The sequence below is a fragment of the Rhodovulum sp. YNF3179 genome (assembly GCF_050586465.1).
Lineage (GTDB): Bacteria > Pseudomonadota > Alphaproteobacteria > Rhodobacterales > Rhodobacteraceae > CAJXYS01.
Genome location: NZ_JBOCEG010000002.1, coordinates 1 through 12,143 on the forward strand (window position 1 = coordinate 1; position 12,143 = coordinate 12,143).

General features: G+C 70.8%; 10 protein-coding genes. 7 read left to right on the top strand and 3 right to left on the bottom strand.

Features of this window, described 5'->3' with window-relative positions; translation table 11 throughout:
- Positions 1 to 199 precede the first annotated feature (199 nt).
- The 5 genes from proS (at position 200) to ACQ5SP_RS02955 (ending at position 5,311) form a co-directional block, all read left to right on the top strand.
- Positions 200 to 1,546 carry a proline--tRNA ligase gene (gene proS, locus ACQ5SP_RS02935; protein ID WP_430936273.1) on the top strand — a complete coding sequence of 449 codons (1,347 nt, stop codon included), beginning with the start codon at positions 200 to 202 and terminating at the stop codon, positions 1,544 to 1,546.
- 53 nt (positions 1,547 to 1,599) lie between these two features.
- Complete coding sequence (locus ACQ5SP_RS02940; RefSeq protein ID WP_430936275.1) at positions 1,600 to 1,941, top strand: hypothetical protein; 342 nt, start codon at positions 1,600 to 1,602, stop codon at positions 1,939 to 1,941.
- A gap of 115 nt (positions 1,942 to 2,056) precedes the next feature.
- A complete protein-coding gene (locus ACQ5SP_RS02945) occupies positions 2,057 to 3,268 on the top strand; it encodes a PQQ-dependent sugar dehydrogenase (protein WP_430936277.1) in 1,212 nt (403 codons plus the stop codon).
- Positions 3,269 to 3,339: 71 nt separating this feature from the next.
- Positions 3,340 to 4,626, top strand: coding sequence for a lipoprotein-releasing ABC transporter permease subunit (locus ACQ5SP_RS02950; RefSeq protein ID WP_430936279.1), 1,287 nt, complete (start codon positions 3,340 to 3,342; stop codon positions 4,624 to 4,626).
- Positions 4,619 to 5,311 carry an ABC transporter ATP-binding protein gene (locus tag ACQ5SP_RS02955; RefSeq protein WP_430936281.1) on the top strand — a complete coding sequence of 231 codons (693 nt, stop codon included), beginning with the start codon at positions 4,619 to 4,621 and terminating at the stop codon, positions 5,309 to 5,311. Before ACQ5SP_RS02950 ends, ACQ5SP_RS02955 begins: the two co-directional genes overlap by 8 nt.
- Before the next feature lie 96 nt (positions 5,312 to 5,407).
- Here ACQ5SP_RS02955 and ACQ5SP_RS02960 read toward each other — a convergent pair whose 3' ends face one another.
- Both ACQ5SP_RS02960 and ACQ5SP_RS02965 read right to left on the bottom strand, forming a co-directional pair.
- The gene (locus tag ACQ5SP_RS02960; protein ID WP_430936283.1) at positions 5,408 to 6,424 is read right to left on the bottom strand and encodes a hypothetical protein; all 1,017 of its coding nucleotides are present in this window, start codon (positions 6,422 to 6,424) and stop codon (positions 5,408 to 5,410) included.
- A gap of 82 nt (positions 6,425 to 6,506) precedes the next feature.
- Positions 6,507 to 8,138: an AMP-binding protein gene (locus tag ACQ5SP_RS02965; RefSeq protein ID WP_430936285.1), complete on the bottom strand. Its 1,632-nt coding sequence runs from the start codon at positions 8,136 to 8,138 to the stop codon at positions 6,507 to 6,509.
- Between the two features lie 93 nt (positions 8,139 to 8,231).
- Here ACQ5SP_RS02965 and ACQ5SP_RS02970 point away from each other — a divergent pair, with 93 nt between their 5' ends.
- Together ACQ5SP_RS02970 and ACQ5SP_RS02975 are read left to right on the top strand one after the other, a co-directional pair.
- A complete protein-coding gene (locus ACQ5SP_RS02970) occupies positions 8,232 to 9,167 on the top strand; it encodes a DMT family transporter (RefSeq protein WP_430936287.1) in 936 nt (311 codons plus the stop codon).
- Positions 9,164 to 9,829, top strand: coding sequence for a sulfotransferase family 2 domain-containing protein (locus ACQ5SP_RS02975; RefSeq protein WP_430936289.1), 666 nt, complete (start codon positions 9,164 to 9,166; stop codon positions 9,827 to 9,829). The genes ACQ5SP_RS02970 and ACQ5SP_RS02975 overlap by 4 nt, the downstream gene beginning before the upstream one ends.
- Positions 9,830 to 9,939: 110 nt before the next feature.
- Here the strand turns inward: ACQ5SP_RS02975 and ACQ5SP_RS02980 are convergent, their stop codons facing one another.
- Positions 9,940 to 12,132, bottom strand: coding sequence for a 3-hydroxyacyl-CoA dehydrogenase NAD-binding domain-containing protein (locus tag ACQ5SP_RS02980; protein ID WP_430936291.1), 2,193 nt, complete (start codon positions 12,130 to 12,132; stop codon positions 9,940 to 9,942).
- Positions 12,133 to 12,143: the final 11 nt, after the last annotated feature.

The window sequence follows — 12,143 nt, forward strand, 5'->3', positions numbered from 1 at the left end:
CCCCCCCCCCCCCCCCCCCCCCCCCCCCCCCCCCCCCCCCCCCCCCCCCCCCCCCCCCCCCCCCCCCCCCCCCCGCGCGCCCCCGCGATGCCTCCGGCGGGGATATTTCCGCCACTTGGACGGGCGCCGGGGCAGGCTTGCCTGACCCTGCCTGATGGCATAGACGGGCTCCAACGCAGATGAGCCAACGAGGATGCCGATGCGCCTGTCCCGCTACTTCCTGCCCGTGCTGAAGGAAACCCCCGCCGAGGCCCAGATCGTGAGCCACCGCCTGATGCTCCGGGCCGGCATGATCAAGCAGGCCGCGAGCGGCATCTATTCCTGGCTGCCGCTGGGCTACAAGGTGCTGCGCAGGATCGAGCAGATCGTGCATGAGGAACAGGCGCGCGCCGGCCATATCCCGATGCTGATGCCCACGCTGCAATCGGCCGATCTCTGGCGCGAGAGCGGGCGCTACGACGACTACGGCGAGGAGATGCTGCGCGTCACCGACCGTCACGGGCGCGACATGCTTTACGGTCCGACCAACGAGGAGCTGATCACCGACATCTTCCGCGCCCATGTCGGCAGCTACAAGGACCTGCCGCTGACGCTCTACCACATCCAGTGGAAATTCCGCGACGAGGTCCGGCCGCGCTTCGGCGTGATGCGCGGGCGCGAGTTCTACATGAAGGACGGCTATAATTTCGACGTCGACAAGGACGCCGCCGTCCATGCCTATAACCGCCACATGGTCAGCTACCTGCGCACCTACGAGCGCATGGGGCTCAAAGCGATCCCCATGCGCGCGGATACCGGGCCGATCGGCGGCGATCTGAGCCACGAGTTTCTCGTGCTCGCGGAGACCGGCGAGTCGGAAGTTTTCTACGACGCCGCCATCGCGGATCTGAAATTCGGCGACCGCGACGTTGACTATGACGACCGCGGCGAATGCGCCGGCATCGTCACCGAGTGGACGACCCCCTATGCCCGCACCGACGAGACCCACGACGCGGCGGTGTTCGAGGAGTCGGTCCCCGAGGATCGCCGGCGCCGGTCGCGGGCGATCGAGGTGGGCCAGATCTTCTATTTCGGGACCAAGTATTCCGAGCCGATGGGCGCCACCGTCGTCGACGATCACGGGACGCATGTGCCGGTCCATATGGGCAGCCACGGCATCGGCGTCTCGCGGTTGGTGGGCGCGATCATCGAGGCGAGCCATGACGAGAACGGAATCATCTGGCCCGAGGGTGTCACCCCCTTCCATTGCGGGATCGTGAACCTCAAGCAGGGGGACGCCGAGGCCGATGCCGCCTGCGAGACGCTCTACGCGGCGCTGACCGCGCGGGGGCTCGAGCCGCTCTACGACGACCGCGACGAACGCGCCGGCGCCAAGTTCGCGACCATGGACCTGGTCGGCCTGCCCTGGCGGATCACGGTCGGCCCGCGCGGGCTGAAGAACGGTGTCGTCGAACTGACCTGCCGGCGCAGCGGGGAAAGCACCGAGATGACGCCGGAAGACGCGGTGGCGCGGCTCGTGGAAATCTACGCACCGCATCGCGGCTGACCTTCGGCGACATCGCGCTAGAGGCGCATCGCTCTTGATGATACGCTCTTCCCGTGAAGTTGCGTGAGGGTAAGGTGATGTCGCGTTGCGATGTGGGAAACGGCTGTTCGATCAGTTGCAGCGGCGGCTGCGCGGCGATCTACTGGCACGATACGGGCGAATGTTACACCGCCTGCTACAACACCAAGGCGGCTCCGATTGCGGCCACTTTGTCGGGAACGCTCTCGATTGCCGTGTCCGAGATGCCGGCCGGCGCGCTGGCGGGGCTGCTTGCGCAAACGGCACTGGGGCCGCGGCTTGCCGGGCTGCTGCGCTCGTCGGCGCCGATCTCTCTCAAGCTGGAGAAGGCCGGCACCGAGGATGTCATCGCGGCGCTTCTCGCGGCGGCCTCCTGAGGCGCGGTGTCGTCCGGACTCCCGCGGGACGGCCTGACGTGCGGGCGGGCGTGACGGAACGCGGCGGGCGGCTATGTGTTAGGATGGCGATCCCAACCGACCGCGAGGTGTCCCGATGCCCGACCGTCTTACATGTCTCGTCGCCGCCGTTCTGGCGGCACTGGCCCTGCCTGCCGCCGCCCAGACCGGTGCGCCGGTGGATCAGGGTCCCAGGAACGTGCCCGAGTTCAGCCCCGCCTTCCCCAACCAGACGCGGGCCCCCGCCATGGAGAGCGGCATGCGGTTCGCCGTCGAGACCCTGGCCGACGGGCTCGTGCATCCCTGGGGCATCGCGGTGCTTCCCGGGGGCGGCTACCTGGTGACCGAGCGCGCCGGGCGGCTCCGTCATCTCGCGGCGGACGGAACGCTCGGCCCGGCGATCGCCGGCGTGCCCGAGGTGCTGGCCCAGCGCCAGGGCGGCCTGCTCGACGTCGCGCTGGCCCCGGATTTCGCGGAGAGCCGGGTGATCTTCCTCAGCTATGCCAAGCCCATGGGGCGCGGGCGTTCCGCCACCGCCGTCGCCCGGGCCGAGCTGGGCGCGGATTTGCGCCGGCTCGAGGCGGTGCGGGACATCTTCGTGCAGACGCCGCCCTCGCCGACGCCGGCGCATTACGGATCGCGCGTGGTGGCCAGCGGCGATCACGTCTTCATCACCACGGGCGAGCATTTCACCGCGCGCGAACGCCAGTTCGCCCAGCATCCCGACAAGAGCTACGGCAAGGTCATGCGGCTGACGGCCGATGGCGACGTGCCGGCCGACAATCCTTTCGCGGGGGACGCCGATGCGCTCGGCGGGGTGTGGAGCCTCGGGCACCGCAACCCGCAGGGCGCGGCGATCCGGCCCTCGACCGGCGCGCTCTGGACGCTGGAACACGGCCCTGCGGGGGGCGACGAGCTGAACCGGATCGCGCCGGGCGCCAATTACGGCTGGCCGGTGGTCAGCTACGGCGAGAACTACTCGGGCCGGCCGGTGGGCTCCGGCGCGCAGCGGCGCGCGGGCTTCGTCGAGCCGCGCTACTACTGGGATCCGGTGATCGCGCCGGGCGGCTTCGTCTTTTACCGGGGCGACATGTTCGCCGACTGGGAGGGCGACATCCTGGCGGCCTCGCTCAATCCCGGCGGGCTGGTGCGGCTGCGTCTCGAGGGCGACCGGGTCGCGGGCGAGGAACGCTTCTTCACGGGCGAGGCGCGCATGCGCGACGTGGCCATCGACCGCGACGGGGCGCTCCTGGTGCTGACGGATGCGCGGAACGGCGCGGTGCTGCGCCTGACGCCGGGCGGGGGCTGATGGCGCGCGGGCGGGCTTGACCCGGCCCGCGCCCCGGCGCAGTGTCGCCGCGGATTTCTCTTGGAGCGCGCATGACCGGCCGCACCTCCCCCTTCGCGGGCTTCGAATGGATGATCGCCTGGCGCTACCTGCGCGCGCGCCGCGCGGAGGGCGGCGTCAGCGTCATGACCTGGATCTCCTTCATCGGGATCGCGCTGGCGGTCTTCGCGCTGATTGCCACGCTGGCCGTGCGGTCCGGCTTCCGGCACGAATTCGTGGGGACGATCCTGGGCGCGAATGCCCATGTGACCGTGTATTCCGGCGCCTACGAGACCGGGACCGGCGGCGTCAGCCGCGCGATAGACGACTACGACGCCATGGCCGGCCGCGTGGCCGCCGTGCCCGGCGTCACCCGGGTGGCCCCGATCATCCGGGGGCAGGTGATGGCGGCCGGGCAGGGCCGCAATGCCGGCGTCGAGGTCTTCGGCACCCGGCGCGACGATCTGCGAACGGTGCCGCTCGTCGCCACGCCCGAACGGGCGCGCGGGGATCTCGACCGGTTCGGCGAGGGGATCGCCATCGGCTCGGGCGTCGCGCGCGCGCTGGGGGTCGGGGTGGGCGACCGCGTCCGGCTGATTTCACCCGAGGGCGTCAAGACCGCCTTCGGAACGTCGCCCCGCGTCAAGGCCTACGAGGTCGTCTACATCTTCACCGTGGGCCGGTACGACATCGACCGGACGCGGGTCTACATGCCCTTCGCCGAGGCGCAGGGCTATTTCAACCGCGAGGGCGTTGCGGACGAGCTGGAGATCTTCGTCGAGGATCCCGACGCGGTCGATGCCATGGTGCCCGCGCTGCTGGAGGCCGCCGGACCCCGGGCGCAGGTCTGGACCTGGCGCGATGCCTCGGGCGCGTTCCTGCAGGCGCTGAAGATGGAAGACAACGTGATGTTCATCATCCTCTCGATCCTGGTGCTGATCGCGGCGATGAACATCGTCTCGGGCCTGATCATGCTGGTGAAGAACAAGGGGCGTGACATCGGCATCCTGCGCACGGTGGGGCTGACCGAGGGCGCGGTGCTGCGGGTCTTCTTTATCTGCGGCGCGGCCGTGGGCGTCGCGGGTACGGCGCTGGGCGTGCTGATGGGGTGCCTCTTCGCGATCTATATCGATCCGATCTTCGACGCGGTGAACTGGATCCTGGGGGGCGGCGTGTGGGATCCCAGCGTGCGCTATCTCTCGGAATTGCCGGCGCGGCTCGAATGGGGGGACGTGCTGTCGGCGGTGGCGCTGTCGCTGGGGCTGTCCTTCGGGGTCACCATCCTTCCGGCGCGCCGGGCCGCGCGGATGAACCCGGTGGAGGCGCTGCGCTATGAGTGAGGCGCCGATGCTGCAGCTGTCGGGGGTGCGGAAGGCCTATAACCAAGGCCTGCCCAGCGAGGTCCGGGTGCTGGACGGCGCCGAGCTCGCCGTGGCCGCGGGAGAGGTCGTCGCGCTGGCCGCGCCCTCGGGCGCGGGGAAGTCGACGCTGTTGCACATCGCCGGGCTGCTTGACACGCCGGACGCGGGCGCCGTGGCCATCGCCGGCGAGACGCTGAGCGGGCTCGGCGATCGGCGGCGCACCCGCGCGCGGCGCGCCGATATCGGCTTCATCTACCAGTTCCATCACCTGCTGCCGGAATTCACCGCGGCCGAGAACGTGATGCTGCCGCAGCGGGCCAATGGCGCGACGCGGACCGCCGCGGCGGCGCGGGCGGCGGAGCTGCTCGACCGGGTGGGACTCGGCGCGCGGGCCGATCACCGGCCGGCCGCGCTCTCGGGGGGAGAGCAGCAGCGCGTGGCCTTCTGCCGGGCACTGGCCAACGCGCCGCGGGTGCTGCTGGCCGATGAACCCACCGGCAATCTCGACCCGGCGACAAGCGACCGGGTCTTCGGGGTGCTGATGGCGCTGGTGCGCGAGACCGGGCTCTCGGCGCTGATCGCCACCCACAATGCCGAGCTGGCCGCCCGGATGGACAGGGTCGTCACGCTGGAAGAGGGCCGGATCACCCCGGGGGCGATCTGAAAGGTGGCGCCCCTGGCGGGGCGCCGGGTCTTTCGTCTCGCGCCCTCGCGGGCGCTCGGGGCCTCCGGCCGGGATATTTGGCCCACTTGGAGCGGTTCACTCGCCGCAGATTCCCTGCAGGCTCACCCAGGCCCCGTCGGACAGCAGCCGCGGCGGCGTGCGGCCGCGATAGGGATCGGCCTCGATCAGCGAAAGCGTGGTTTCGCCGGTGGCGTCGCGGGCATAGGCATAGGGCGTGCTCGGCAGGCCGGCCGCGTCCAGCGCGGCGAGGAAAGCGGTCTCCGGCACCGCGACCGGCGGCGCCACCAGGAGATCGCCGGCATAGGACTCGAGCGCGGCGGCGGGGATCGTGCCGGTGGTCAGCAGCCGGAAGGTGGCCAGCGCCCCGGCATGATCGAGGAGCCGCGCCAGCGGATCCCGGGTCTCGGCGCGGAGGCGTTCCAGCACGACATGCGCGGCGGCGACCTCGGGGCCCTCGTGATCCTCGACCAACGCGGCCGACAGCAGCACGATCCCGCCCGGCAGATGGGCGCTGCCGCGAACCCCGCCGTCAAGCACGAGCAGCCGGCCGCGGCCGGGCAGCAGCCGGGTCTCGATCCGGACCAGCGCCGCCCTGCCCAGCGGGGTGCGGCAGGGCGGCCCCGCAAGCGCGGTGATATCGGCCAGGAGCGCCCTGCCGATCTGGGCGCGCTTGGCCTCGGGCACGACCCGCGTCGCGTGGTTCACCAGCGCCCCGGGCAGCCAGAAGACCGCAAGCGCCACCAGCGTGGCCACCACCAGCCCGAGCGTCGCGAGCCGCAGCCGCCCGGGCTGTGGCCGGCGCCGCGCGATGGCCGCGCGGACCTTCTCGATCGCCTCGATCATCGTGGTGTCGTCGATCTCGAGGGTTTCGCCGCCCTCGGGGTCGGGCGAATAGACCGCGGGTTCCGCGCCGGGATTGCGCCGGTCCACCGCGGGCAGGGACCAGTGCGCGATGGCCATTTCCGTGCGCGGATCGGCGATGACCAGCGAGGCGTCCCCGAAGCTGACGAGCACCTCGCGACGCTGGGCCTCGGGCCCGGCGCGCCAGAGCCCGCCCGACTCCAGCCGTTCGTATTCGCTCAGCGCTGTCATGGGGCCTGTCGGGCTTTCTGCTCGGTGTGGTTATGGCCCCGATGATAGCGCAGGCCCCGGGAGGCGGCAACGCCGCCCGGGCTCAGAGCGCCCTGGCCGCGTCGCGAAGCTCGAACTTCTGGATCTTGCCGGTGGAGGTTTTGGGCAGGTCGCGGAATACCACCTTCTTGGGGGTCTTGAAGCCCGCCAGCCGCGCGCGGCAAAAGGCGATCAGTTCGTCCTCCGACGCCTCGGCGCCGCGCTTCAGCTCCACGAAGGCGCAGGGCACTTCGCCCCATCGCGCGTCCGGTTTCGCCACCACCGCGCAGACCCCGACCGCGGGGTGATGGGCGAGGGCGTTTTCCACCTCGACCGACGAGACGTTCTCGCCGCCCGAGATGATGATGTCCTTGGCCCGGTCGGCGATCTTGATGTAGCCGTCGGGATGGCGATAGGCGATGTCGCCCGAATGGTAATACCCGCCGGCGAAGGCTTCGGCGGTGGCCTCGGGGTTCCTGTAGTAGCCCTTCATCACGCAGTTGCCGCGATGCATGATCTCGCCGAGGCTCGCCCCGTCGCGCGGCGTGTCTGTCATGGTCTCGGGATCCATGACGGTCACGTCTTCCATCATCGGCATCGCGATGCCGGTGCGGGCCTTGATCGCGTAGCGCTCTTCCTCGGGCAGGGGATCCCAGTCCTCGGCGCGCCAGAGGCACTCGGTGACGTGGCCGTAGGTCTCGGTCAGGCCGTAGACCTGGGTGACGTTGAAGCCCAGCGGCTCCAGCGCGCGCAGCGTGGCCGCGGGCGGCGGGGCGCCGGCGGTGAAAACCTCGACGACATGGTCGAAGGGCCGGCGCTCGGCCTCCTCGGCGTGGATGATGGCGCCGAGCACGATGGGCGCGCCGCCGAAATGGGTCACGCCCTCGTCGGCGATGGCATCGTAGATCGCCCCCGCGGTGATGTCCCGGCAGCAGACCAGCGTGCCGCCGACCAGCGGCATGAGCCAGGTGTGGCACCAGCCGTTGCAGTGGAAAAGCGGAACGATGGTCAGGAAGACCGGATGCAGAACCATGCGCCAGGCGACCACCGTGCCCATCGTCATCAGGTAGGCGCCGCGATGGTGGTAGACGACGCCCTTGGGCCGGCCCGTGGTGCCGGAGGTGTAGTTCAGCGCGAGGCTTTCCCACTCGTCCTCGGGCATCACCCAGTCGAACCCCGGGTCGGCCGCGGCGAGCAGGCTCTCGTAATCGGTGTAACGCCCGCTCGCCGTGAAGCCCGCCTCGGCGTCGGCCACCTCGATGATGCGCGGCGGCGCGCCCTCCATCGCGGCGATGGCGGCCTCGGCCAGCTCCAGCAGCGCCGTGTCGACCAGCACCACCCTGGCACCGCCATGGCCGAAGATATAGGCCACCGTGTCCACGTCGAGCCGCGTGTTGATCGTGTTGAGGATCGCGCCACAGGCGGGCACGCCGAAATGCGCCTCCGCCTGGGCGGGGATGTTGGGCAGGAGCGTGGCCACCACGTCGCCCGGCGCCACGCCCAGCCCTGCGAGCCCCGCGGCCAGCCGCGTCACCCGCGCGTGGTATTCGGCGTAGGTCTTGCGGTGACGTCCGTGCACCACCGCCAGGCGGTCCGGGAACACATCCGCGGCGCGGCGCAGATGCGAGAGCGGCGTGAGCGGCACGAAATTGGCCGCGGTCTTGTCGAGACCCCGTTCGTCGGGCAGCCAGCCCATGGCAGTCCTCCCTGGTCGTTATGTGTCTTTTAGGCCGGCAGAAATATTGCGTGGGCGAGGCTTCTTTGAAAAGAGAAAAGACGGGAGGGCGCGATGCAGGACAGCGACGACGGACGGCCGCTTCTGGCGGCGCTGCATATCCTGGGGGCGGTCACGCTGCTGGGGCTCGTCGACAACACGGTGCGGCTGATCGCGGCCGAGGCCGGGCTGTGGCAGTTTCACCTGACGCGCTCGGCCATGGTGGCGGTGGTGCTGGCCGCCGGCGCCGCAGCCCTCGGCTGGCGGCTCCGGCCGCGCCGATGGCGGCCCGTGCTCTGGCGCAGTGTCTTTCTCTCCGGCGCGATGGTGCTCTATTTCGCGGCACTTGCCATGATGCCGATCGCCGAGGTTGGGGCGGGGCTCTTCACCGCGCCGATCTTCGTCCTGCTGATCTCGGTCTTCGCCTTCGGCCGGCGCATCGGGCGCTGGCGGGTGCTGGCCGTGGCGGTGGGCTTCGCCGGCGTGCTGCTGGTGCTGCGGCCCCAGGCCGGGGGTTTCTCGGCGCTGACCCTGCTGCCGGTGGCGGCCGGGTTCCTCTACGCGCTGCAGGCGCTGGTCACCCGCCGGCATTGCGCCAGCGAGAGCACCATGTGCCTGCAGGCCGGGTTTTTCGCCGGCCTCGCGGTCTGGGCGGTTCTCGGGCTCGCCGTGGTGCATCTCGTCCTGCCCGCGCCGGGCACCGCGTTCTTCGACCGCGGCTGGGTCCCGGCGACGCCGGCCTTCCTGTTCTGGACCGGCGTGCAGGCGGTCGGGTCGCTGCTGGCGCTGGGGCTTCTGACGCGGGGCTACCAGCTGGCCGATCCGAGCTATCTCGCGGTCTTCGAATACGTCTTCCTGGTGTCGGCCGGCGGCTGGGCCTGGGTGCTCTGGGGCGAGGTGCTGCCGCCCACCGCCTATCTCGGCATCGCGCTCATCGCCGTGGCCGGCATCGTGATCGGCCTGCGCAGCCGGGATCCCGGCGCGGCCCGGCGCCAGGCGGTGCAGCCGTGATCGTCTCGCGCGGGCGGCGCTATATCTTCGTGCACGCGCCGAAGACGGGCGGGACCGCGATGACGCTGGCGCTCGAGACCCGCGCGATGGCCGACGACATCCTCGTGGGCGACACCCCCAAGGCCCGCCGCCGTCGCCACCGCCTGGCGGAGGTGCAGACGGCGGGGCGGCTCTGGAAACATGCGCGCCTCGCCGATATCGCGGGGCTCGTGACCCCCGACGAGATGGATGCCTTCTTCGTCTTCACGCTCGTCCGCAACCCCTGGGACCGGATGGTGAGCTATTACCACTGGCTGCGCGCGCAGGGCTTCGCCCACCCGGCGGTGGCCCGCGCGCAGGCGCTCGATTTCGGGGGCTTCCTCGCGGATCCGGGACTCGCCGCCTCGGTCCGCGCCAATCCCTACGGCGCCTATGTCCGGCGGCCGGACGGGCGCGAGACCTGCGATCTCTTTCTCCGGCGCGAGCATCTGGACGATGATATCGCGCCGCTGGCGGCGCATCTGGGCTTTCGTCCCGTGCTGCCCCCGGGGGTCAACCGGTCGGACCGCCGGCGCGACTGGCGGCCCTATTACGGCGACGCCGAGGCGGCGCGGGTCGCCGATCTCTGCGCCGAGGACATCGCCCGCTTCGGCTATCGCTTCGACGATCCCGTGCCCGGGTAGCGGCTTCATCGTTCCGTAAATATCCCCGCCGGAGGCACCGCGCGCGCCCCGCGAGGCGCGCGCGCAACGCAACGGCTCGGCGGCGAAGCCGCCGCGATCTGGCCGCCGGGTCAGGCCGCGGCGGACCCGGGCCCGAAGCGGCCGTAGAAGCTCTCGCCCCGCGCCGCCATCTCGCGCAGGAGCGCGGGCGCGGCGAAGCGGTCGCCATGGGCGGCTGCCAGCCCCTCGCAGATCTCCACCGCCCGCGCGGCACCCAGCATGTCGAGCCAGCCGAAGGGGCCGCCCGACCAGGGCGCGAAGCCCCAGCCGAGGATCGCGCCCACATCGCCCTCGCGAATGTCCTCGAGCACGCCCTCCTCCAGCGCGCGCACGGCCTCCAGCACCTGCGCGAAGAGCAGCCGATGCTGCACCTGCGTCACGTCGGGCTGGCGCGCGGCCGCGGGGAATTCCGCGCCGAGCCCGTCCCAGAGCCCCGTGCGCTTGCCCTTCTCGTCATAGTCGTAGAAGCCCGCCCCCGCCTTGCGCCCGAGCCGGCCCTGGTCGGCCAGCCAGAACAGCACCGCGTCGGAGGCATCGTTGGGGTAGGCCGCGCCCATGGCGGCCTTCGTCGCCCGGGCGATCTTCACGCCCAGTTCGATAGAGGTCTCGTCGGTCAGCTGCAGCGGGCCGAGCGGCATGCCCGCGAGCTTGGCGGCGTTCTCGATCAGCGCCGGCGTCACGCCATCCCGCACCATGCGCACCCCCTCGTTGATATAGGGGATGATGCAGCGGTTGGCGTAGAAGAAACGCGCGTCGTTGACCACGATCGGCGTCTTGCGGATCTGCCGCACGTAGTCGAGCGCCTTGGCCACCGCGCGGTCGCCGGTCTCGCGGCCCTTGATGATCTCGACCAGCATCATCTTCTCGACCGGGCTGAAGAAATGGATGCCGATGAACTGTCCGGGGCGCGCGCTGGCCGTGGCGAGATCGCTGATCGGCAGCGTCGAGGTGTTGGTGGCGAAGATGCAGTCCGGGCCGGCGGCGGCCTCGGCCTTCGCGGTGACCTCGGCCTTCACGCCGGGGTCCTCGAACACCGCCTCGATGATCAGGTCGGCGCCCGCGAGGGCGGCGTGGTCGGTCGTCGCCGTGATCCGGTCCAGAACCTCGGCCTTCTTGGCCTCGGTCGCCTTGCCGCGTTTGATGCCCTTGTCCATGTAATCGGCGGTATAGGCCTTGCCGCGATCGGCGGCCGCCTGGTCGGCGTCGATCAGCACGACATCGATCCCGGCCTGCGCCGACACCAGCGCGATCCCCGCACCCATCATGCCCGCGCCGAGCACGCCCAGCTTCCGCACGCGCTGGTCCGGCGCCTCGGGGCGGTTCGCGCCCTTCTCCAGCGCCTGCTTGTTGATGAAGAGCGAGCGGATCATCGCGCTCGAAGAGGGATTCATCAGCACGTGGGTGAACCAGCGCGCCTCGATCTTCAGCGCGGTGTCGAAGGGCACCAGCGCGCCTTCATAGACCGCCGACAGCAGCGCCTTGGCGGCGGGGTAGACGCCCTGTGTCTTGCCGTTGACCATGGCACTCGCGCCCACGAAGGTCATGAAGCCCTGCGGGTGATAGGGCGCGCCGCCCGGCATCTTGTAGCCCTTCTCGTCCCAGGGCTTGACGATGTCCTTGTCGCCGGCCTCCAGAACCCAGGCCTTCGCCGCGGCGAGGGGGTCGTCGGCCACCGCGTCGATCAGGCCCGCGGCCATGGCCTTGTTCGGGTCGCTGAGCTTGCCTTCCAGCAGGAAGGGCGCGGCCGCCATCGCGCCCATCTTGCGCGCCAGGCGGGTCGTGCCGCCCGCGCCGGGGAAGATGCCGACCATGATCTCGGGCAGACCGATCTTGGCCTTGGGATTGTCCGCGGCGAAGATGCGGTGGCAGGCCAGCGGGATCTCGAGGCCGATGCCGAGCGCGGTGCCGGGCAGGGCGGCCGCGATGGGTTTGCCGCCGCGGTTCCTGTCGTCCATGCCCGCGCGCTCGATCTTGCGCAGCACCCCGTGCATCCGCATCACGCCCTCGAAGAGACCGCGCGCCGGGTCGTCGCCGGCCTCGTCCTTCATCCGGGCGAGCACGTTCAGGTCCATGCCGGCGGCGAAGTCCGGCTTCCCGCTGGTGATGACGGCGCCCTTGACGGCGTCGTCGGCCAGCACCCGGTCGATCAGCGCGTCGAGCGCCTCGAAGCCCTGCATGGACATCACGTTCATGGATTTGCCGGGCACGTCCCAGGTGATGACGGCGACGCCGTTCTCGTCCACGGCACAGGTGAAATCGGTCATCTCGTGTTCTC